Origin of the sequence: Streptomyces sp. NPDC002790 (assembly GCF_040295505.1) — a bacterium.
GTDB lineage: Bacteria > Actinomycetota > Actinomycetes > Streptomycetales > Streptomycetaceae > Streptomyces.
In genome coordinates, this window is sequence record NZ_JBEOVM010000009.1 from 1 (window position 1) to 20,508 (window position 20,508).

Consider the following 20,508-nt stretch of genomic DNA (forward strand, 5'->3'; position numbering starts at 1 on the left):
GGCCGGCTTCCCGGGGTCCTTCATGGCCACCGCGGGGTTGTTTCCCGCCCCCTCGGGCCGGTGGTTCCCGGTTTTACCGGGCGGGGCGTCGGGACCGCGGTCCCTCAGCCCCGCGCGGGAGCACCCGTGCGTGGCGTGCGGGTCAGCCGCGCAGCGAGTCCAGGATCTCGCCGATCCTCGAGGCGACCGTCTCGGCCGCCCCCTTGGCGTACGAGGAGTCGACCGCCTCGTAGGTGATCCTGGCGTAGCTCCTGGCCTCGGCCATGTTCTTCGCGCCGCCCTCCAGCATCGACATGACGTTGGTGTGCGGGAACGGCGAGTGCTTCCTGATGTCCAGCGCGGTGTCGGTGGACAGCTCCGGCGACACCCCGACGAACACCCCGTCACCCACCTGGAGAACCCAGATCGGCGCCTTCGCCGTGCCGTTCGGAGTGAACGTGTACTTCTTCGCCGGCGCCGTCGGATGGCCGCCGGTCACCGCGTCGACCGTGGCGGAGCCGGTGACGAGGCGCAGGGTCGAACCGCCCCCGCCTCCCGCCGTCCTGATGGTCTCGCTGACCCGGACGACCTCGGTGCCGAGGCGTTCACCCTGGACCGTCAGCAGGATCCAGCCCGCGTCCGCGGCGTCGACCTGGGACCACTTCTTGTCCTTGTCGATGGTGTACCGCTTCGAGCGGAACGCCGGTGACTGGTCGCCGCAGGCGCCGACGAGGAAGAGCCCGACGACGCCGTCTCCGTACTGCTCCTCCACGTGCGCCGCCGTCGCGCCCGCGAGATCGGCGGTGATGGGCAGGTCGCCGTTTGCCATCACCGACTCCATCATCACCGAGGACTGGACGTCGTAGTTGGTGAGGACGGCGACGGGCTTGCCGTCGAGGTCGTCGAAGCGGGTGACTCGGACGCTCTTGTCGGACGGGCCCGCCTCGCCGGTTCCGAGCCACCAGCCCTCGTTGGTCAGGACGTCCCGGTTGACGTTGACGTCGCACTTACCGGTGCCGTGGCCGACACGGGCGGGCCGAAGTCCCTTGACCGCGGCGGCGATTGCGGCCGAAGCGGACTCGGTGATCAGCCGGATGTACCGGGCGGCCCCCGCCGAGCTGTCGGCGGCCTGCACGTGCGGGGCGGAGAAGGTGTGCGTGACCGTCACGACGATGTCGTCCGTCGCCACTCCGGACGCCTTGGTGATGGCCGTCCTGATCGCGGTGATCGCTTCCTCGCTGATCGACGTCAGATCGAGGACGGCCAGGGCGACGCGGTGTGCGCCGTTCTCCAGCAGCAGGATCCGTACGTGCAGGTCGTCGTGGACGGTGGTGAAGCCGTCCAGCGGCAGCAGGGACGGCGGGATGCTGATCGCCGCCTTCCCCGCTCCCACCTTCAGCCCGGAGCCGGTGCTCGATGCCCTCGCCGACGCGGCACCACCGGCGAGGGAGGTGGCAGTCACCGCGGCGGCGAGAGAACCGTTCAGGAACGACCGCCGGTGCAGAACACCTCCCTTTCGGCCTCTCTCGCCCGTGTTGTCATTCTTCGACTCCATTGACTCCTCCGTCACGTCCGAACGGTGGTGAAATAAAAGGGAATTGGGGTGCTCTGCCGACCTGGGTCTATCGCGACTGGCGCATGATCCAGTCCCTGATGCCCGGAACGGCGTAGGCGATGCGCCAGGTGCCCATGTGGGCGCTGGTGTCCGAGCCGGAGGGCACGGTGGTGCCGGTTTCGAAGGTGGCGTAGTTGACCGGGGCGTGCTGCCGCTTCAGGTCGCGCACGTCCGCGGCGAACTGTGCGGGGGTGGACCGGCCGTCCCAGACCGCGGCGCCGACCTCTGTGCCCTGCTCCTTGATGACCTTGGTGATGGCGTTCTCGCCGGGGTAGGCCTTGTCGTCGTCCTGCGAGACGAGGATCCACAGCTTGTCGTCGGCCAGCGGGGCGCACTGTTCGGAGGGCCACTGGCCAGCGACGATGAAGGCGGCGGCGAACAGGTCGGGGTAGGCGATGTTCAGGCCCAGCGACATCATCGCGCCCATGGACTGGCCGGTGGTGTAACGCCGGTTCTCGTCGATGCTGTACTCGCGTGTCACCGCCTCGACGAGGTTGGCCGTGGCGTCGAAGAGCGTCGACGGCTTGTAGGTGTCGTCGACCACGACGGAGCCGTACTCGGGTGCCAGCACGAAGGACTCGTGCCGCGCCTGGTCCTCGTCGCTCGCCCAGCAGACCGCGCCGAGCCCCTGTACCAGCGGGCCCTGCGTGGCGACGTTCACGACACTCGCGTCGTGCATGAACAGCACGAGCGGGTACCTCTTGCGGGGGTCGTAGTGCCTCGGGACGAAGAGGTTGTACTTCAGGGTCCGGCCGGTCGCGGGGTCGTCGAACGTGAACTGCCGGAAGTCGTCGACGATCAGGTTCACGACCTTGCTGGTGGTCACCGTCGTGTCGTCGGCCGGGTAGCGGCCGCCGCGTGTGGTGGTGACCGTGCCCTTCTGGGTCAGCTGCGCCTCGGCAGCGACAATGGTGCCACCCGGTGTGCTGTCTCCGACCTGCGGCGGCCCACCTTGTCCCGGGGCCCCGCCCGAGCCGCCACCCGGGCCCTGCTGCGTCACCCACAGCGCCGCCGCCTCGTCGTCGGCCGACAACTCGACGATGACATGACGCCCGTCCCTGCCGTGCTCGGCGAGCTCGACGATCCGGTTCGCGTACACCTTGGTGACGGTGCGGTCGGCGACGGCGAATGTCGAGGTGGTCAGCGCCGAGGTGTCGATGTCGCGGTCGTACTCGACCGCGACGGCGATCAGCTTCTGGCCGTCCCCGAAGACCTTGGTGATCGCGGTGGCGCGCCGGACATGAGCGGACGACGCATGGGCGTCGTCCGAGTCGGCGGCCTGGGCCGCGGTGCCCAGTACGGTCGCGGCTCCGACCGCGGCGGCTCCGGTGACGAACGTACGCCTGGCAACCAATGCAGACTCCTTCGCTGGCGGGAGGGCCATCACGAGGTCCGGTGATGGTTCGCTTTCGGGAGGGATCGGACATCGTCGCCCGCCTCGAAATCCCTTACGGGCAGGGAGACTTGAGTGATCCGGTTCCCGGCGACGGGCAGACGCTACTAAAGAAACTTTTCAACTCGCTGTGTGTGGCAGCGCGGTCGGGGGCGCCGCCTCGCTCTCGTCCGCCGTGTCGGCGACGCCCGTGGTGTGCCGGCGTACGCCGATCATGGCCAGGCTGATGGCGGCCGCCGCCAGCATGCCGATGCCTCCGACGAGGGCGCAGGTGTGCAGGGCGTCGGTGAAGCTCGCGCCGTAGGCGGACAGCGCCTGGCCGGTGGTCTCGGGGGTCTTGAGGTGGAGGAAGGCCCCGGCCTGGATGCCGACGTCCGACACCATGCCGCTCACCGCGCCCTGGTTGGCCTGGTCGAGGCCGGACTCGGCGAGGTGTCCGGGCAGTGTGCCCACGGTGCGCTGGGTGAGGATGACGCCGAAGACGGCCGGGCCGAGCGCGCTGCCGATCTGGCGCAGCGCGCCGTTGGCCGCGCCGGCCGAGCCGGCGAGGTGCCGTGGCACGCTGCCGATGGCGATCGTGGTGATGGGGGCGATGGCCAGCGCGATGCCGATGCCCAGCACGGCGATGACCGCGGCCGCTTCGCCGGTGCCGGTGGTGGCGCTGAACACGTCCACGAGCAGCCCTCCGATGCCCGCGACCACGAGCCCGGTGACCAGGAGCAGTCCCGGAGTGGTGCGGTTCATGAGGCGTCCGACCAGTGGGCCGAGGACGACGGTGAAGCCGTTGAGCGCGATGAGGCGGAGGCCGATGTCCCAGGTCGAGGCATGGTGGACGAGCGCGAAGTACTCGCTGAGCGCGAAGACGAGACCGACCTGTGCGAAGAGCGTGAGGCCCATGACGATCGCGGCACCGGAGAACGCGGACGACTTGAACAGACGCATGTCCAGCATGGGAGAAGGGGACCGGAGTTCCACCAGGACGAACGCCACCAGGCTCACGGCGGCGACCACGAACGCGATGACGGCCTGCGCCGACCCCCAGCCCGCGCTGCCGCCCTCGATGACCCCGTAGACGAGTCCGCCGATGGCGAGGATGGCGAGTACCTGTCCGGGGATGTCGAGGTGACGGTCACGGTCGGCGCGCGACTCGGTGAGGTAGAAGGCCCCGGCGACGATCGCGATCAGGCCGATGACGAGGGAAGGCAGGAACATCCACCGCCAGCCGACCTTGTCGACGAACACACCGGTGAACAGGGGGCCGAGCGTGAGGCCGAGGCCGAGCGCCGCCGTCCACCAGGCGATGGCCCGGGTGCGCTTGCGGGGATCCGGGCAGGCGTGGCTGATCAGCGCGAGGGTGGAGGGGAGCAGGGCGGCGGTGCCGATGCCGGTGAGGGCCTGGCCGACGCAGACCTGCACGATGCCACCTGCGGTGAGACACACCAGGGCACCGAGGCAGGAGACGGCGAGCCCGGCGAGCCAGGTCTTCTTGCGGCCGTAGAGATCGCTGATCATGCCGAAGGTGAGGAGCAGGGCAGCGGTCGGCAGGATGAACGCGTCGGCGATCCACTGCAGCCCGGTGGTGGAGGCGTCGAGCTCCTGCTGCAGGACGCCGAGCGCGACGGAGACGCCCACGACCGGCAGATAGGAGACGAACACCCCGACGCAGGCGAGCACGATCGTGGCGGTGGTGCGGGGTGGCCGCCCGGACCGTGGTGGTGCGGACTGTTGCGGGACGCGGGGCGTGTTGGCCGACATGGCACCTCATAGGTGGGTGAGTGGGCAGGGGCGGGCAAGGACAGCGGCGCGGAGGAGAGATCAAACCGCCGTGTGGGAACGGCAGTTGGTGTTCCGTCCGGCCCGTGGTGTGGGGGCGGTGCTCGGGACGGTATAGGCGCCGACCGCCCAGGTGATGCCCATGGGCGTGCAAGCTAAGGTGACCGTTGACGACGGAGGGCGTGACCTCGTCGCTCGGGCCGGGCCGTCGAATCCGTCCTCGGGATGCGCCTGTCGGCCACGGGCATGCCGAAGGCCGGGGGAGGTGCGCTGCACCAACCCCCGGCCTTCCCTTGTTTCCCCCGCCCCAGGCGTACGCGCCCGGGAACCCCGGCTGTCGCTACGCGACGGTCTCCGGCAGGGTGACGCCCAGCTTCTCCGCCCGTTCGGTCAGGTCGCTCCAGACCTTGGGGGCCACGGGGATGCCCGCCGCGGCGCGCTGGGCGGACACCGCGGCGCTGCGCTCACCCGGGTAGTGGACCTCATCGGCGTCGTCGGCCACCGGAAGTCCCTTGAGGGCGGCGAGAGTTGAGTCCGCGTCGGCCAGGAAGGCGTCCGCGCTGCCGAAGGCCGCCGGGTCGAGGGCGATGAGGAGGGCGTTCTGCCGGTGCTTGCGGCCCTCGGGGTCGTCCGAGTGGAAGGCCGCGAAGATCGGGGCGCCGACCAGGACGCTCGTGATCAGCTCGAACGCGAGGGACATGCCGGAGCCCTTGGCGCCGCCCAGCGGGAGCGGCATCACCGCCTCCTCCGGGTCCGTGGTGGGTGTGCCGTCGGCGGTGGCGGCCGCACCCTCCGGCAGCGGGGTGCCGGACGCCTTGGCCTGGCGGATCTTGCCGAGGGCGATGGTGGCGGTCGCCATGTCGAGCAGCAGCGGCGGACGGCCGAGCGTGGGGACCGCCACGGCCAGCGGGCTGGTGGCGACGGCCGCGCCCTTGACTCCGGTGTAGCCCATGTTGGGCATGCCGGCGACGAAGCCGATCCCGACCAGACCCGCCGCGGCGATCTTCGACACGTAGTAGCCGATGGCGCCGGTGTGCACGGTCTGCCGTACGCCGACGGAGGCGATGCCGTTGGTGCGCGCGCGGGTCACCGCTTCCTCGGCAGCGGCGGACAGGGCGACCGGGCCGGGTGCGCGGTCGGCGTGCAGGACGGCGGCACCCGGGGTCGACGACTCGACCTTCATCTGTGGCGCAGGGTTGGCGACGCCCTTTGCCAGGAGGTCGAGGTAGGCGGGGACACGGGCGATGCCGTGGGACTCGACGCCGCGCTGGGCGGCCCACACGAACACGTCGGCGGTGGTCGCGGCGTGCTCGGCGCTCAGGCCGCCCTTTTCGAGCAGGGCGGCGGCGAAGGAGCGGAGGTCGGCCGCGGCGACCAGGGTCTTCTCGGGCATAGGGGGTCCTTAAAAGATCAGCGAAGGCTCAGCGGGAGACGAGGACGTCGACGACGGCTGTGGTGCCGTCGGCGACGGCCTTCAGCGCCCGTTCGAGAGCGGGGCCGAGCGCGTCCGGCGTGTCGACGGTCTCGGTGTGCATACCGAACGGTTCGGCGAAGGCGGCGAGCCGGGGAAGGCGGTGCAGATCGGTGCCGAGCCACTCGCCGGTCTCGGCGGCGGCGCCGTCCGGGTAGAAACGGCGGTGGTTGAGGTTCATCGACTTGTAGACCCGGTTGTTGAACACCACGACCAGGATCGGGAGTTCGTACGCCTGGGACGCGTCGTACGACGGGATCACCGGGTTGTACGTGAACGCGCCGTCGCCGATGGTGAGCACCACGGGCCTGCTCCGCTCGGCGAGTTTGACGCCGAGCGCGACCGCGATGCCCTGACCGAGACCGCCCTGCACGTAGAAGTAGGAGTCGGGGTCCGCCGTCTTGAGGTGGCGCTTCACGGTACGGCTGTGGGTGATGGTCTCGTCGACGACGATGCTGTCCTGGCCTTCGAGCAACGTCCTTAGTGTGACGGCGACGTGGACCGGGTCGATGCCGTCCGGCGCCGCGGCGGCCTTCGTCTCGGCTGCGGTGATCGCGACCTGCTCGGCCGCGTGCCGTTCCTCCTGCGCCGCGCGCCGGACGGCCACCGAGCCGGCGTCGAGGCCCTTGGCCCGCTTGGCGAGCTGGCGCAGGGTATTTGCGACATTGCCCTCCAAGTAGCGGTCGGCGAACAGGACTTGGTGGGCTATGTGCGGGCGCTGCGGCACCTGGTCGATGACGACGACCGTCGCCTTCGACGGGCGGCGCGACGGCGGGTAGAACGGGGCCCGGCAGTTGACCAGGAGGATCAGGTCCGCCTCGGCCATCCACGGGCCGATGTCCGCGCCCGCGTGCAGCGGGTGGGTGCGCGGGAAGTTGGCGCAGACGGCCGAGTCGGGTTCGACGACCGGGATCTGCCAGGCCTCGGCGAACGCGACGAGCGATTCGAAGCCGCCCGCCTCGCGTCCCGCGGTCTCCGTCACGATGACCGGGTTGGTCGCCTCGCGGATCAACTGGGCGACGGGCTCGACCTCTTCGGGCGAGCTGTGCATCGAGCCGGGCGGGACGATCGCCTTGGCCTCCCGGCCGTCCCACTCCTCCAGGAGGATCTCCAGCGGGATGTTCAGGTACGCGGGTCCTGCCGGGGCCCGCCAGGCCAGTTCCGCGGCCCGCGTCACCATCGACGGGAGCGTGTGCACGCTGGCCGCCTCGGTGGACCACTTGGTGAACGGCTGGGCGATCTGGTGCGGGCCGCCGACGACCGACAGGTTGCGGTACCACTGGCCGCCCGGGTCCTGACCCGGACCCTCGCCGTACGTCGTGGACTCGGACGAGGACACCACCATCGGGACACCGGCGAGCAGCGCGCCGTGCACGGCCATCGAGCCCTGCAGCAGGCCGGGCGCCGCGTGCAGCAGCACGCCCTGCGGGCGGCGCTTGAGGAGTCCGTACCCGGTGGCCATGCCGGCCGCGACGGTCTCGTGCGTCAGGTCGAGGTAGGTGGGTGCGGGGGTCCCGTCACGGTGGTGACGGGCGAGGGACTCCCACACGGGGGCCCACTCGGACCCCGAGGAGCAGAACAGATAGTCGGCGCCGACGGCGTTGAAGGCGGATACCAGAGCGTCCCCGCCGTCGACGCCTTCACTACGTTCCTTGTGCGTCATCTCTGGTGTCTCCTCAGCCCTCGATCGGCCAGTTCAGGACCTCGGCCACGCCCCGGCCCATCATCCACTCGAGCTCTTCGGGGGTGAAGTCCCAGTGCTTCGTGAACTGCTCGATGGTGTCGGTGTACGTGATGCCGTGACCGAGCAGGCGCGTGATGTCGGTGCCGTAGAAGCAGCGCTCCGGGCCCATCTTGTCGACCATCTCGCGCACGTACTTCTGGATGTTGTCGTTCGGGAAGGGCTGCGTGGAGTAGCCGGGCAGCGCCGAGAGCTTGACGTAGATGTTGGGGTGCTCGTGCAGGTCGGCGGTCTCCTGGACCCAGTAGCCGATGGAGTCGTCGACACAGCGGGCCATGATGCCCATGTGGTCGATGATGATCTTAAGTCCCGGGTGCCGGCCCGCGATCTCGCCCAACTCCCGCTTCCAGATGGGCGCGTGGACCATCGTGGGGATGTTCAGCTCCTCGGCGATCGGCCAGTACCAGTCGTTCGTCCCGTCGATCATCCAGTTGCGGTCGATGGGCCGGTGGAAGGTGAGGCGCGTTCCCTTCACATGCGGGTTCTGCGCGAAGTCGGCCATCATGGCCTTGCCCTCTTCGGGCTTGTTCTGCGGGATGCGGGCCATGATGCCGAAGCGGTCCGGGTGCGCCTCGCACGCCTCGAGCGCGTAGTCGATGCGGTCGCCCTCCCAGGACGGCGGAAGGATCAGCGCCCGGTTGACACCTGCCTCGTCCATCAGCTCCAGGGCCTCCTCGTACGAGAAGGCCTCCTCGCGGTGGCCGTTGAGGCGGATCCGCTCGCGGGCGCCGGGGACCCAGGGGCGGTCCGGGGTCTCTTCCTTCCAGATGTGGATCTGGGTGTCGACGACGAACATGTGGGTGCTTCTTTCCGTAGGAGGACGTGTGCTGCGAGATCGACGTTAGGTGGGTCGCCGTGTCTTGCGCAGAGCTGAGAGCGCAAGCAGTTCTTGCGCGCTTCAGGACGCGTCGTAGACCATGTCGACGATGTGTTCGGCGATCGCCATCGACGCCGTCGCGGCGGGCGAGGGCGCGTTGCGCACAGCCGTGATCAGGCCGGCCCGGTGGATGCGGAAGTCGTCGACGAGGGTGCCGTCGCGGTCCAGGGCCTGGGCGCGCAGGCCCGCACCGCCGCGCACGACGTCGGCGACACCGACCCCGGGGACGTAGTGCTTCGCGTCCTTCATGAAGGCGGAGGACGAGAAGGAGCCCTTGTACTCCCTGATGCCGGTGCGCCAGTGCTGGGCTGCCATGCGCCAGGCGCCGGGATAGGCGGCGAGGCCGAGCAGGTGCCCGGGGGAGACCCGGGTGCGGGTGTATCCCTCGCGGGCCAGGGCCAGCACCGCGTTGGGGCCGACCTCGACCGAGCCGTCGACGCGTGGTGTGAAGTGCACCCCGAGGAACGGGTAACGGGGGTCGGGCACCGGGTAGATGAGGCCGCGCACCAGGTCCCGCTTCTCCGGCTTGAGCAGCATGTACTCGCCGCGGAACGGGACGATGCGGGGCTCCTGCCCGTCGTCGGCAAGCCTGGCGACGGTGTCGGACTGCAGGCCCGCGCAGAGGACGAGCCGGTCGACCTTGACGCGCTCCTGCCCGGAGGCCACCTCTACGCCGCCGGGCACGGTGGCGATGCCGGTGACCGGGAAACCGAGCTTCACCTCGCCACCGGAATCCGCGATGTCCTTCGCGAACTCCCGGGAGATCGCCGGGTAGTCGGTGATCGCGGTGCGCGGCGAGTGCAGCGCGGCGATGCCACCGGCGTGCGGCTCGATCTCGGTGATCTCGCCCTTGGAGATCATCCGCAGGTCGGGCACGTGGTTGTTCTTGGCGCGCTCGTACAGGGCGTTCATGCGGTCGAGCTCGTCCGCGCGCACCGCCATGACGAGCTTGCCGATCTCGCGGTACGGCAGCCCGCGGCCCTGGCAGTACTCGCGCAGCAGGGCGACGCCCCGTACGGTCAGGTCTGCCTTGAGGCTGCCCGGCGCGTAGTAGATGCCGGCGTGCACGACACCGGAGTTGTGGCCGGTCTGGTGGTACGCGACCTCCTGCTCCTTGTCGAACACGACGACGCGGGTGCCGGGGCGGCGCAGCGCGATCTCGCGGGCCGTGGCGAGGCCCAGGATGCCCGCGCCCACGATGCCGATCGATTCGTCGGCCAACGTCCGCCTCCTTTCTTGCGGTGGGGGACAGGGCCTTGGTCAGGCGCCGTAGTGGATCGCGACGGTCTTGACGCGGGTGTAGAAGTGCAGCGCCTCGGTGCCCTGCTCCTTGAACGGGGAGCCGGAGTCGTGGAAGCCGCCGAAGGGGTGGTGGACGTCCCAGCCGGGCGTCGTGAGGTTCACGGCGATCTGGCCGCACTCGGCCTCTTCGGCGAAGCGGTGGACGGCGTTCAGGTCGCGCGTGAACACGGCGGCGGCGAGGCCGAAGGAGGAGTCGTTGACGGCGGCGACGGCCTCGTCGAAGGACTCGACGGCACGCAGCGCGACGACCGGGCCGAAGACCTCCTCGCGCCAGATGTCGACATCGGCTGACACCTCACCGAGGACGGTCGGGTTGACGTAGCAGCCGTGGGCGAGGTCGGCATCGCTCGGCACGTCGCCGCCCGCCAGCACCTTCGCACCCTGCTTGACGGCGTTCTCGATGTGCCCGACGACGCTGTCGCGTTGCCGCGGACTGGAAAGGGGGCCCATGCCCGTCCCCCGCGCGAGCGGGGCCCCCGGCTCGATGTGCGCCACTTCGGCGAGCAGCAGCCGCGTGAACTCCTCGTACACGGGCCGCTCGACGATGACACGGCTGGTGGCGGTGCAGCGCTGTCCCGCCTGCCCGAAGGAGGCGGCGGCGACGGTCTTCGCGGCCTTCGCGAGGTCGGCGTCGGCGAGGACCACGGAGGCGTTCTTGCCGCCGAGTTCGCCCTGGAAGCGGATGTTGCGGGTGGCGAACGTCGTACGGAGCCGGCCGCCGACCTCGTTCGAGCCGGTGAACGTCACGGCGGCGATGCGCCGGTCGCCCAGCAGCGCGTCCTCGATCTGCGCCGTACGGCCCGTGACGACGTTCAGGACGCCCGCCGGAAGTCCCGCGTCGTGCAGCGCCCGCGCCAGGTGCAGCCCGGAGACCGGGGTCTCGGTGGCCGGCTTGAGGATCGCGGCGTTGCCGGCGGCGAGCGCCGGGGCGAGCTTGCGGGCCGGGGTGATCAGCGGATCGTTCCACGGAGTGATCGCCAACACGACGCCCAGCGGCTCGTGCTGGGCCGTCGTACGCGTGTCGGGGCGGGCGTCGTTGAGGAGTGTGCCGTAGCCGCCGCGGCCGACGAGGAGCCCGTAGTACTCCAGGAAGTCGGCCGCCTTGATGGCCTCGCCGCGGGCCTCGGCACGGGTCTTGCCGTTCTCCGTGGCGACGTCGACGGCGATGTCGTCGGCGCGCTCGCGCAACAGCCCGGCCGCCTTGGTGAGCACGGCGCTGCGCTCCAGCGGGCTGGTGCGCTTCCAGACCGCGAAGCCGCGCTCGGCGTGGCCGTAGGCGCGGGTGACGGCCTCGGGGGTGAGCGCGGGGACCCGGAAGGCCGGCGCGCGCAGATCGGCCGGATTCTGCACCTCGATCGACTCGCCGGAGGCCGGGGCCACCCACTCCCCGCCGACCAGGGTTTCCACGTCACGCATCTCGATCACTTCTCTCTCCGGGTACTCCGGGGTCCGCCGGACTCACGGGGCTCTGCGACATCTGGAACCCGATGTACGACACACCATGCGGACCGGTGTGCGGGAGATCCGGGGAGGCAGCCAATGGTTGCGCTGTGCGCGGGCCGGTGCCGAGGCGATGTGTGTTGCAATCGGGGGCGCTGTTGAACTGGTCTTTCAGGTAAAGGAGTCACCCCATGGCGTACGCCGTTTTTGCCCACTACCGCTGTGCCGCCGAGGATGCGGAGACCGTGCGGGACGCCCTGTTGAAGGCGCGGGAAGCCACGCTGGAGGAGACCGCGAACCGCGCCTACGAGGTGCACGCGGAGGTGGATGTTCCCGGGGGCTTCGTGCTGTACGAGGTGTACGAGGACCGGGCCGGGTTCGACGCACACTGCGCGTCCGCACACTTCGCGGAGTTCGTCGTGGGCGTGGTGCGTCCCCTGCTGACGTCACGGGAGGTCACGTTCGCTGAAGTGCTCTAGGTGTGTGCTCTAGGTGTGCCCTGGAAGTGCTCCGCGCCCCTGAGGAAGGCCCGCACAGCGGCTTCCCCGGGGGCGCGGTGTGCGTCGCTCAGAACTCGTTGCCCCACACGTATCTGGCCAGGGTCTCCACCAGGACCAGCTTGCTGTGCTCCTCGTCCTGCGTGAGGAGGGGGCGGGCGGCGATGTCCGCGAACCCGCGCGATGGGAGGATCGCGGCGTCCTCCAAGTCCTTCAACTCGCCTGCCTTGTCCAAGCGGTCGAGGACCGTGTCGACATCCTCCAGGCCCGCCACGGACGCGTCCACGACCCCGAAGCACACGTCCCTGTCCTCGGGCAGGGTGCGTACGAGGTCGAGTTCCGCGGTGGAAGCGTGCAGCAGGGGGAGTACCCAGCGGTCCACCGGGATTCCGGAGTAGAGCTGCCGCGCCTTGTCCCGGTCGACGGTGCCCGGAGGTGTCGCTCCCGGGAAGTAGCCGATGCGGACGCCCTCGGGGCGGGTGTCCAGGACGGTGGCGGGGGCGTCGACGGTGAGTGCCTCCGCGAACGACAGGGTGCCCACCGGGGTCTCGTCCGGGCCCGTCGCGGGAAGCAGCAACGGGTTGTCGAGCTGGATGAGGCGGACCCCGGCGTCGACCAGGCGGCCGATCTCCGCCCGGATGATCTCGGCGAACGCCTCGCCCAACTCCCGGGCGGGCAGCGGCCCTTGAACGGTGGCGGCCAGATAGGACGGCGCCGGGAGCGTGACCTTCGGTGCGATCAGCGTCAGCTCGGACAGTCGCGTGGCGCGGTCCACCGCCGACGATCCTGCTGCCTTCGGCGCCGCGTCCGCGGCCCAGGCCGGCAGGCCGTCGGCGTCCGTGCCGCCGGTACGCCGCACTCCGCCGACGTGTTCCAGAATGACGCCGCGGGAGTCCTCGTACGGGAATCCGCCGTCGGTGACGACCGTGGAGCGCAGCTTGCGCTGTCGGGCCACCGAGTCGGCGATCGCCGTGTCGAGGGAGGCGGGGTCGGTGCGGTCCAGGCCCGCCGGGCGGACCAGGCTGCCGTGGTGGTCGATGCGGAAGTTGAACGTGTCCGCCATGGTCAGGACTCCTTGCCGGGAGAGGCCGGCTTGCCCGCGACGCCCCAGGCCGCGAACTCCAGCTCGTAGCCGAGGGACTTGAGGACTTCTTCCGCGATGACCTGGTCCTCGTCCGCGGTCCCGCCGGCGATGCCGAGGCCGCCGATGATCTCGCCGTCCTTCTTGATGGTGAGGCTGCCGTCGGCGGCCATGATCGGCATGGCGGCGCCCGGGAGCTGCGAGAGCTGGGAGAAGAAGACGGGCTGGCTCTCCTGCCACTTCTTCAGCATCTTCCCCGGCCGCTGCATGATCGCCGCGGTGTACGCCTTGGCGCGGGCGATGTCCGGGGTCAGGGGGCGGGCGCCGTCGGGGCGGCGGATCGCCACGACGAAGCCGCCCGCGTCGACGACGGCGACCGAGACCGCCTTTCCGACGTCCTGGGAGCGTTCGTGGGCGGCGGCGATGATTTCTTCTGCGGCGGCGAGCGTCAGAGCGGCGGTCATGCGGAATCCTTCACAGGGGTCAGGGTGCGGCGCAGGCGGGCGACGGCCGTGTTGTACCTGCCGGGTGTCTCCCAGTACATGGAGTGGGGCGCGCCCTCGACGATCTCCAGATGGGAGCCGGGGAGCAGTTCGTGGGCGCGGGTCACGGTCTTGACGCTGAGCACCGCGTCCTTCTCACCGGCGAGGAACGCGACGCGGACACCGGACTCCGTGATGTCCCACAGCGAAGGCCCGTTGGTGTCCAGGTTGCGCAGGTCGGCCATCTTGGCGACGTTGAAGGTGCCCATCTGCTGGAACAGGAAGGTCAGGTCGGCTCGCTCGATCTGAAACGTCTTCGTCAACAGGCGGTCGATGACGGGGAGTTTGACGGCCTCGGCGCGGTCGGCGGCGGCGAGTTCCGCCAGCTCGGGGTGTCCGATGCCGCCGAGCGAGTGGCCGAGGACGACGGACGAGACCCGATCGGGCCGGGCGAGACCGGCACGCAGGGCGGCGACGGAGCCGATGGACTGGCCGACCAGCATCGCGTCGTGGATGTCCTCCTGGTCGAGGACGGCGACGACGTCACCGGGAAAGTCCTGGCCGTCGAACTCCGCCATCGACGAATCGGACTTGCCGAAGCCGCGCAGGTCCACGGTCAGTACCGTGAACTCTTCGCGCAGTGCGGCGACTTGTTGCCACCAGGCGGCGTGGTGGCCGCCGGAGCCGTGCACGAAGAGGATGGCGGGACCGGAGCCGTGACGCTCGTAGTAGATGCGCGCGCCGTCCTCGGAATCGGCGTATGGCATGAATAACTCCTCAGTGCGTCCGGCTAGTTGGGGCGCTTGGCGTGGTACACGAGCTCGATCATGGTGTGGTCGGGATCGTGGATGTAGCAGAACTTCGACTGGTTCTCGGGGCGCTCGATCGGCCTGGTGTGCCGGATCCCCAACTCGCCCAGGTGGTCCAGGAATTCGTCCCAGTCGTCGACCTCGACGGCGAAGTGGTAGGGAGCCATGCGCTCCATCTCCTCGACCGGAGTGAAGTGCAGGTCGAAGTTGCCGCGGGTCATCAGCACCACGCGCGTGTTCGACTTGGGCATGATGCGCTTCATCCCGAAGACCTTCGTGTACCAGTCCGCGGTGCGATCCGGGTCGGTGGTCGGGAAGTTGACGTGGTGGATGTAGCGGGGCGCCTTGCTCATGCGCTTGTCCCTTCCTCAAGTTCCTCGTGTACGGGGTTGGAGAGCACGCCGATGCCGCTGATCTCGACGTCGACGGTGTCCCCCGGCTCCAGCTGACTGGTCGACTCGGCGCCCATCCACAACACGTCCCCGGGGTGCAGGGTGAGGCGCCGGCTCATCGCGACGATGTAGTCGTACGGGTCGAACACCATGTCCCCGGTGGGGAACCGGGAACGGACCTCGCCGTTCACGCGCAGCGTCGTGGTGGTGGCCGGTCCGAGGGCGTCCACACCGGTCTTGATCCAGGGGCCCATCGGCTTGAACGTGTCGCTGTTCTTGGCGCGCCAGAACGTGCGGTCCTCGTGCTGCCAGGTGCGGGCGCTCACGTCGTTGCCGATCGTCCAGCCGAAGATGCCCGCGCGTGCCTCGTCGTACGAGGCGTGACGCATCCGTGTGCCGATGACGGCGACCAGTTCCGGCTCGGCCTCGAACCGCCCGGTGACGTCGGACGGCCTGACGATCGGTGAACCATGCCCGGTCAGCGCGTTGTTGGCGCGGTAGCCGACCTCGGGGCGCTGGGGTGTCTCGGCGTGGTGCTCGGCGATGTGGCGGGGGTAGTTGAACCCGACTGCGTAGAACACCGGTGGGACCACCGGGGGCAGCCAGCGGGCCTCGGTCACGGGCAGTTCGCCCGTGACCGAGGGAGCCGGGCCCTCCAGCGGGGAGGCCGAGAGCAGTTCCACGACGTCACCGGTGACACGGCCCCAGCGGGCGCTTCCTTCGACGTCGACTCGCGTGTATTTCATGGGAGTTGGGCCTCAGCTCAGCTGGTGCGAGACGCGCTTGGTGACGAGGTAGGAGTCGAGCGCTTCGGGTCCGCCCTCACGCCCGTAGCCGCTGTCCTTCACACCGCCGGAGGGGGCCTCGTGCACGGAACCGCCGCAGTGGTTGATCGAGAGGATCCCGGCCTCCAGGCCTGCGGCGAGCTTCTCGGCGGTGGCCGCCGAGTCGGTGAATCCGTACGCGGCGAGTCCGAACGGGAGCGAGTTGGCGAGCGCGAGTGCGTCGTCGAGGTCCGTGAAGGGGACGATCGGGGCGATGGGCGCGAACGGCTCCTCGCTCATGATCAGCGCGTCCTGCGGTACGTCGGTCAGGACGGTCGGCGCGAAGAAGTGGCCGGCCCGCTCCAGGCGAAGCCCGCCGGTGCGCACGGTGGCCCCGCGACGCACGGCGTCGGCGGTCAGGCGCTCGGCGGCGGCCAGGCGGCGCTCGTTGGAGAGCGGGCCCATCGTGGTCTGCGCGTCGAGCCCGTCGCCGACGACGACCGCCTCCGTCGCCTTCACGAACGCGGCGGCGAAGTCCTCGTACAGCGACTCGTGGACGAGGAAGCGGCTCGGTGATGTGCACACCTGGCCCGCGTTGAAGAACTTGGCCCGTGCGGCGCGCTGGGCGGCCTTGGCCGGGTTGGCGTCCGCGCACACGATGACCGGGGCGTGGCCGCCGAGCTCCATCAGGGACGGCTTCATCACCTCGCCGGCCTTGGCGGCGAGCAGCTTGCCGACGGGTACGGAGCCGGTGAAGGCGACGAGTCGGGTGACCGGAGAGGAGATCAACTGGGCTGATACGTCCGCCGGTTCGCCGAAGACGAGGTTGAGGACACCCGGCGGCAGGCCCGCGTCGGCGTAGCAGGCGACCAGTGCCGCAGCTGTCGCCGGGGTCTCCTCCGACGCCTTGATGACCATCGAGCAGCCCGCGGCCAGAGCGGAGGAGATCTTGCGGTTCGGGCCGCCGACGGGGAAGTTCCACGGCACGAACGCGGCGACGGGGCCGATCGGTTCGCGGCGCACGGAGAGCAGGGTGCCGGGGGTGGTGGGTATGGTCCGGCCGTAGGCGCGGCGGGCGTCCTCGATGTGCCAGCGCAAGGTGTCGGCCGTGCGCGTGGCTTCGCCGGCCGCCTCCTTGAGCGGCTTGCCGCCCTCCAGGGTCATGACCTCGGCGATGTCGGTGGCGCGTTCGGTGAGGAGATCGGCGGCGCGGTGCAGGATTTCGCTGCGCCGCGCGATCGGGGTGTCGCGCCAGACCTTGAAGCCTCGGTCGGCGGCGTTCAGCGCGTCGTCGAGGTCACCGGCGGTCGCCAACGGGACGGCCCCGAGGGCCTCTTCGGTGGCCGGATTGACGACCGGCGCGGTCCTACCGTCTCCGGAGTCGCGCCACGCGCCGTCGATGTACAGGCGGATGGTGGGGTAGCTGGTCATAAGCGGGTGACCTTTCGGATCAAGCCCCTGCGGCGGTGCGCGTCGAGCCCTTGCGGCGATCGAGCAGTGAGGTCCGGGGCGAGGAGCCCGGCGTCCGCGCCTAACGTTCGGCGTCACGGTTCTGCCGCAACGACCAGATGGTGTGCGGCGGAGCCGTCTCGTGGACCCGGGTCTCGTACGTCGCGTCGGCCCGGTCCATGTCACACGCGTACTCGACTCGGCCGCCGCACGGCGCGTGCAGGAAGCGGAAGATGTTGGAGCCGATGGTGTGCCGGCCGAGCTTGCGGGCCTCGCGCCATCCCTTGTCGATCATGTTGTTGCCGCCCTCGATGACATCGTCGACGCCCGGCACCTCGTACGCGATGTGGTTGATCCCGGCCTTGTCGGGCCGGTGGCAGAGCAGGAACGTGTGCTGGTCGTCGTCGCCGGGGGCCTGCATGAAGACACCCATGGGCTCGACGATGTCGGTGGGGCGAAAGCCCAGCCGGTCGGTGTAGAAGGCGACGGCCGCCGCGCGTCCGGCCTTGGGGATGTTGAGGGCGACGTGGCACATCCGCAGTGGCCGCACCTGCCCGACCGGCCCCAGCGGGGCGTTCCAGCGGTCGATGCTGCCGGAGACGTTGGCCGGGCGCGGAGTGACATCGAGGGGGCGCGGGCGGGCGAGGGTGAGCCCGACCCCGAAGCCGGTCTCGTCGACGGTGTGGTGCACGCCGTCCGCGCTCTCGCGCACCGCACGGTCCTTGCCCACCTCCCGTACCAGGAGCTCCAGTTCGGCCGCACTGTCCACGCCCCAGACGATCTCGCACACCGTCGGCCCGTCCTCGAGGGGTGGCGGCAGGAATGCTCCCGGAGTGGTGTCCAGCTGGACGGTCTGCCCGGCCAGGGTCTCCAGGGCGGCGTGCTCATCGGTCCGTTCGAGCAGGAGTAGACCGAAGTCCTCGAAGAACCGCACGGATCCATCCAGAACCCCGGTGTCCGGGACCCTGTAGGCGACCGATTCCATGCGCTGAATCCCCATCGATTCCTCATTCCATGACGGAATTTCGCCGAGCGTGAGTGTGAACTCGAACCTGAACTTTCACCTGAACCTGAACCTGAACGTGGGCGTGGGCGTGGCCCTGAATTCCCCCGGCGATCGTAGATTTGCCGGCCGACGGCCTCAACGGGCCTGCCGTGCGGTCTCTGCAATCCTTGGTTGCGCACCGGCTCCGAGCGCCGGCATGGGGTTCCTGGAGAACCATCCTGTGAGGTACTCCAGGAACACGGCGACCTTCTTCGGTGTCGACCGGCCGGGTCCGTAGATCGCGTACAACGGCCGGTCGGGGGCGCCCAGTTCGGGCAGCAGTACCTCAAGGGCGCCGGAGAGGAGGTCGTCGTAGGCGGGTCGCTGCGGAAGAAGCCCGATGCCGCGACCGTGCACGGCCGCCTTCTGCAGGGCGATGTAGGAGTTCGAGGAGAACGCCACGTCGCGGATCTTGTGCAGTGTCGACGCGTGTCCGTGGCCGATGCGCCACACCGGATCGTTGACGTGCACAAGGCACTCGTGCCGGGCGATGGCGTTCGGCTCGGTGAGCGGCCCGTGGCGCTCCAGGTATTCCGGAGCGGCGCACAGGACGAAAGGCAACGAGGCGATCTTCTTCAGGCGCACCCCGGAATCCCGCAGATCGCGGGTGTGGAACGCGACGTCGAATCCGCTGTCGAGAAAGTCGTACGTCCGGTCCGACATGCCGCCGAGTTCGAACCGTACGTGAATCTTCGGATGGGCGGCCGAGAAGGCGGCGATGGCGTCGCCGAGGTCCAGGCTGCCGATCCATTTCGGGCAGATGATGCTGAGTGTGCCCTCGGCCCGGTCGTGGCTCTGCGCCAGCGAGGTGTCCTGTTCCGCTATCTCGTCGAGGATGCGGGAGCAGAACTCGGCGTAGAGCAGGCCCTGTTCCGTCAGGCTCACCGAGCGCGCGGTGCGGTTGACGAGGCGGACGCCGACCTGTCGCTCCAGTTCGGCCACGTGCCGGGAGACGAGTGAGCCGGAGGAGCCGAGTTTCTTCGCGGCCCCGTTGAAGCTGCCGTTCCGGGCGACGGTGACGAAGCTGTGCATGAGCAGTAGGCGGTCCATGGTCCCTCGCTTTCAGGTGCCCCCGCAGAGATCAAAATAAGGTCACCCTCACCTAAATTGTCAACCATCATGTTGTCAATCGATTCGCCTATCGAGAGTGCGGGTGCTGCTTGCGCTGCTCGCGCGCCACTCGCCCGTATTCCCGCACGTCCGGGAACGGCGGCTCCTTGTCGGCCTGCAGATCCACCTGGAAGGTGTTGAGGCACATGCCGAGCATGGTGAAGTTGCCGAGCGCGCCGATGGCGTCGACCAGGCCCTGGGCGCCGAAGTGCTGGTGGGCCGCGGCGAATGTGTCGTCCGTGACGAAGTGCTCGTCGAGCACCTCGTGCACGAACTGGTAGAAGGCCTGGTCGGCAGGGTCGTCGAAGTGCACGTCCGTGTGCCGCTTCTCGGCGATGGCACGGACGGCGGCCTCCGGGATCCCGGCGTCGATGGCCTGCTGCACATGCGCGTTCCAGGAGTACTGGGCGTCCCAGTTGCGCGCGGCCATCAGGAGACTCAGCTCGCGCAGATGCTTGGGCAGGGAGCAGTCGAAGCGCGCGAACGCGCCCAGGGAGTTGGCCCGTTCGGCCATCTCCGGACTGTGCAGCCACACGCGGAACGGGCCGCGCACGGCCCCCCGCTTGCCGGCGATCCGGGCGGCCAACTCCTTCTGGCGCGGGGTCATCTCGTCTTCGCTGAGCACGGGGAGCCGCATGGCCGCATACCGCCTTGGTGTCATCAGGGCACGGCCTGCTTTAGCCGTGCGGACGGTGGCCGACGGTACCCCCGCACCCGCCCGCCGTGATCCCTCCGGGAGTGCAACGTAAAGCTGCGCGCCGAACGGCATCCCCCGACGTCACACGCCTTCTAGCCTCGGTCGACGCACTGCACTACTGGTGAGAGGTTCCCCGCATGACCACGATCATCAAGGCCGCCGACGTCCCGCTCCTCGACCGGGGCGGAGCCGTCGCGTCCACACCCTTGATCACGACCCCCTCCGCGGGCGGCGAGAACAAGATCACCAGCGGGATCAGCGTCTACCCGGTGGGTTCCGGCGCCCCGTTGCACTCGCACAACTGCGACGAGCACGTCACGATCCTCGACGGCGAGGCCGAGGTCGTGGTCGACGGCGAGGTGACGAAGCTGGAGCGGTACGACACGACGTACGTCCCCTCCCCGATACCCCACCTGTTCCGCAACGTCGGAGACACCCCGCTGCGCATCCTGTGGGTGTACTCCTCCGGGTACGTGACTCGCACGTTCACCGAGACCGGCAAGACGGTGGAACACCTGTCGGCGGAGGACCAGATGGGCTGACGCACGGCTTTGCGCAGAAAGTGGATTCATATACCGGATTCATACTGCC

At 69.6% G+C, this 20,508-nt stretch carries 19 protein-coding genes; 2 read left to right on the forward strand and 17 right to left on the reverse strand.

The genetic code is table 11. The features are described from left to right. Positions 1-142: 142 nt before the first annotated feature. From ABT004_RS07415 to ABT004_RS07450, 8 genes are all read right to left on the reverse strand, one after another. Positions 143-1,441, reverse strand: a complete 1,299-nt coding sequence (locus tag ABT004_RS07415; RefSeq protein WP_351332294.1) for a hypothetical protein — start codon at positions 1,439-1,441, stop codon at positions 143-145. A 160-nt stretch (positions 1,442-1,601) separates the two neighbouring features. After that, positions 1,602-2,948 carry an alpha/beta hydrolase-fold protein gene (locus ABT004_RS07420; protein WP_351332297.1) on the reverse strand — a complete coding sequence of 449 codons (1,347 nt, stop codon included), beginning with the start codon at positions 2,946-2,948 and terminating at the stop codon, positions 1,602-1,604. 159 nt (positions 2,949-3,107) lie between these two features. Then, on the reverse strand, positions 3,108-4,742 hold the full coding sequence (locus tag ABT004_RS07425) for an MFS transporter (RefSeq protein ID WP_351332300.1): 1,635 nt from the start codon (positions 4,740-4,742) through the stop codon (positions 3,108-3,110). 358 nt (positions 4,743-5,100) lie between these two features. Continuing rightward, the gene (locus ABT004_RS07430) at positions 5,101-6,153 is read right to left on the reverse strand and encodes an Ldh family oxidoreductase (protein ID WP_351332303.1); all 1,053 of its coding nucleotides are present in this window, start codon (positions 6,151-6,153) and stop codon (positions 5,101-5,103) included. A gap of 28 nt (positions 6,154-6,181) precedes the next feature. Further along, on the reverse strand, positions 6,182-7,894 hold the full coding sequence (locus ABT004_RS07435) for a thiamine pyrophosphate-dependent enzyme (protein ID WP_351332306.1): 1,713 nt from the start codon (positions 7,892-7,894) through the stop codon (positions 6,182-6,184). Between the two features lie 13 nt (positions 7,895-7,907). Continuing rightward, positions 7,908-8,768: an amidohydrolase family protein gene (locus tag ABT004_RS07440; RefSeq protein WP_351332308.1), complete on the reverse strand. Its 861-nt coding sequence runs from the start codon at positions 8,766-8,768 to the stop codon at positions 7,908-7,910. A gap of 102 nt (positions 8,769-8,870) precedes the next feature. Next, positions 8,871-10,070 (reverse strand): L-2-hydroxyglutarate dehydrogenase, encoded by a 1,200-nt coding sequence (lhgD, locus tag ABT004_RS07445; RefSeq protein ID WP_351332311.1) that lies wholly within the window; start codon positions 10,068-10,070, stop codon positions 8,871-8,873. 39 nt (positions 10,071-10,109) lie between these two features. Next, on the reverse strand, positions 10,110-11,567 hold the full coding sequence (locus ABT004_RS07450; protein WP_351332313.1) for an aldehyde dehydrogenase family protein: 1,458 nt from the start codon (positions 11,565-11,567) through the stop codon (positions 10,110-10,112). 215 nt (positions 11,568-11,782) lie between these two features. Here ABT004_RS07450 and ABT004_RS07455 point away from each other — a divergent pair, with 215 nt between their 5' ends. Beyond that, complete coding sequence (locus ABT004_RS07455; RefSeq protein ID WP_351332316.1) at positions 11,783-12,070, forward strand: putative quinol monooxygenase; 288 nt, start codon at positions 11,783-11,785, stop codon at positions 12,068-12,070. An 88-nt stretch (positions 12,071-12,158) separates the two neighbouring features. Here ABT004_RS07455 and ABT004_RS07460 read toward each other — a convergent pair whose 3' ends face one another. The 9 genes from ABT004_RS07460 to ABT004_RS07500 all read right to left on the reverse strand — a co-directional run bounded on the left by ABT004_RS07460 (position 12,159) and on the right by ABT004_RS07500 (position 19,857). Next, a complete protein-coding gene (locus ABT004_RS07460) occupies positions 12,159-13,151 on the reverse strand; it encodes a uroporphyrinogen decarboxylase/cobalamine-independent methonine synthase family protein (protein WP_351332318.1) in 993 nt (330 codons plus the stop codon). A gap of 2 nt (positions 13,152-13,153) precedes the next feature. Beyond that, positions 13,154-13,633 (reverse strand): GlcG/HbpS family heme-binding protein, encoded by a 480-nt coding sequence (locus tag ABT004_RS07465; RefSeq protein ID WP_351332321.1) that lies wholly within the window; start codon positions 13,631-13,633, stop codon positions 13,154-13,156. Continuing rightward, positions 13,630-14,418 (reverse strand): alpha/beta fold hydrolase, encoded by a 789-nt coding sequence (locus tag ABT004_RS07470; RefSeq protein WP_351332324.1) that lies wholly within the window; start codon positions 14,416-14,418, stop codon positions 13,630-13,632. The genes ABT004_RS07465 and ABT004_RS07470 overlap by 4 nt, the downstream gene beginning before the upstream one ends. Before the next feature lie 23 nt (positions 14,419-14,441). After that, the gene (locus ABT004_RS07475) at positions 14,442-14,813 is read right to left on the reverse strand and encodes a VOC family protein (protein WP_351332327.1); all 372 of its coding nucleotides are present in this window, start codon (positions 14,811-14,813) and stop codon (positions 14,442-14,444) included. Then, positions 14,810-15,598, reverse strand: coding sequence for a fumarylacetoacetate hydrolase family protein (locus ABT004_RS07480; RefSeq protein ID WP_351332330.1), 789 nt, complete (start codon positions 15,596-15,598; stop codon positions 14,810-14,812). The genes ABT004_RS07475 and ABT004_RS07480 overlap by 4 nt, the downstream gene beginning before the upstream one ends. Before the next feature lie 12 nt (positions 15,599-15,610). Beyond that, positions 15,611-17,047, reverse strand: a complete 1,437-nt coding sequence (locus ABT004_RS07485; RefSeq protein WP_351332332.1) for an NAD-dependent succinate-semialdehyde dehydrogenase — start codon at positions 17,045-17,047, stop codon at positions 15,611-15,613. 100 nt (positions 17,048-17,147) lie between these two features. Beyond that, positions 17,148-18,065, reverse strand: a complete 918-nt coding sequence (locus ABT004_RS07490; RefSeq protein WP_351332335.1) for a VOC family protein — start codon at positions 18,063-18,065, stop codon at positions 17,148-17,150. A 141-nt stretch (positions 18,066-18,206) separates the two neighbouring features. Beyond that, a complete protein-coding gene (locus tag ABT004_RS07495; RefSeq protein ID WP_351332338.1) occupies positions 18,207-19,160 on the reverse strand; it encodes a LysR family transcriptional regulator in 954 nt (317 codons plus the stop codon). Between the two features lie 88 nt (positions 19,161-19,248). Then, a complete protein-coding gene (locus ABT004_RS07500; RefSeq protein WP_351332341.1) occupies positions 19,249-19,857 on the reverse strand; it encodes a carboxymuconolactone decarboxylase family protein in 609 nt (202 codons plus the stop codon). Positions 19,858-20,054: 197 nt separating this feature from the next. Between ABT004_RS07500 and ABT004_RS07505 the strand changes: the two genes are divergently transcribed. Next, positions 20,055-20,459 carry a cupin domain-containing protein gene (locus ABT004_RS07505; RefSeq protein WP_351332344.1) on the forward strand — a complete coding sequence of 135 codons (405 nt, stop codon included), beginning with the start codon at positions 20,055-20,057 and terminating at the stop codon, positions 20,457-20,459. Positions 20,460-20,508: the final 49 nt, after the last annotated feature.

Bases quoted from the DNA above. Each gene is read 5' to 3' on its own strand.
- ABT004_RS07425 (WP_351332300.1), bottom strand. From the start codon at position 4,742: ATGTCGGCCAACACGCCCCGCGTCCCGCAACAGTCCGCACCACCACGG.
- ABT004_RS07430 (WP_351332303.1), bottom strand. From the start codon at position 6,153: ATGCCCGAGAAGACCCTGGTCGCCGCGGCCGACCTCCGCTCCTTCGCC.
- ABT004_RS07435 (WP_351332306.1), bottom strand. From the start codon at position 7,894: ATGACGCACAAGGAACGTAGTGAAGGCGTCGACGGCGGGGACGCTCTG.
- ABT004_RS07440 (WP_351332308.1), bottom strand. From the start codon at position 8,768: ATGTTCGTCGTCGACACCCAGATCCACATCTGGAAGGAAGAGACCCCG.
- ABT004_RS07450 (WP_351332313.1), bottom strand. From the start codon at position 11,567: ATGCGTGACGTGGAAACCCTGGTCGGCGGGGAGTGGGTGGCCCCGGCC.
- ABT004_RS07455 (WP_351332316.1), top strand. From the start codon at position 11,783: ATGGCGTACGCCGTTTTTGCCCACTACCGCTGTGCCGCCGAGGATGCG.
- ABT004_RS07460 (WP_351332318.1), bottom strand. From the start codon at position 13,151: ATGGCGGACACGTTCAACTTCCGCATCGACCACCACGGCAGCCTGGTC.
- ABT004_RS07465 (WP_351332321.1), bottom strand. From the start codon at position 13,633: ATGACCGCCGCTCTGACGCTCGCCGCCGCAGAAGAAATCATCGCCGCC.
- ABT004_RS07470 (WP_351332324.1), bottom strand. From the start codon at position 14,418: ATGCCATACGCCGATTCCGAGGACGGCGCGCGCATCTACTACGAGCGT.
- ABT004_RS07475 (WP_351332327.1), bottom strand. From the start codon at position 14,813: ATGAGCAAGGCGCCCCGCTACATCCACCACGTCAACTTCCCGACCACC.
- ABT004_RS07480 (WP_351332330.1), bottom strand. From the start codon at position 15,598: ATGAAATACACGCGAGTCGACGTCGAAGGAAGCGCCCGCTGGGGCCGT.
- ABT004_RS07485 (WP_351332332.1), bottom strand. From the start codon at position 17,047: ATGACCAGCTACCCCACCATCCGCCTGTACATCGACGGCGCGTGGCGC.
- ABT004_RS07490 (WP_351332335.1), bottom strand. From the start codon at position 18,065: ATGGGGATTCAGCGCATGGAATCGGTCGCCTACAGGGTCCCGGACACC.
- ABT004_RS07495 (WP_351332338.1), bottom strand. From the start codon at position 19,160: ATGGACCGCCTACTGCTCATGCACAGCTTCGTCACCGTCGCCCGGAAC.
- ABT004_RS07500 (WP_351332341.1), bottom strand. From the start codon at position 19,857: ATGCGGCTCCCCGTGCTCAGCGAAGACGAGATGACCCCGCGCCAGAAG.
- ABT004_RS07505 (WP_351332344.1), top strand. From the start codon at position 20,055: ATGACCACGATCATCAAGGCCGCCGACGTCCCGCTCCTCGACCGGGGC.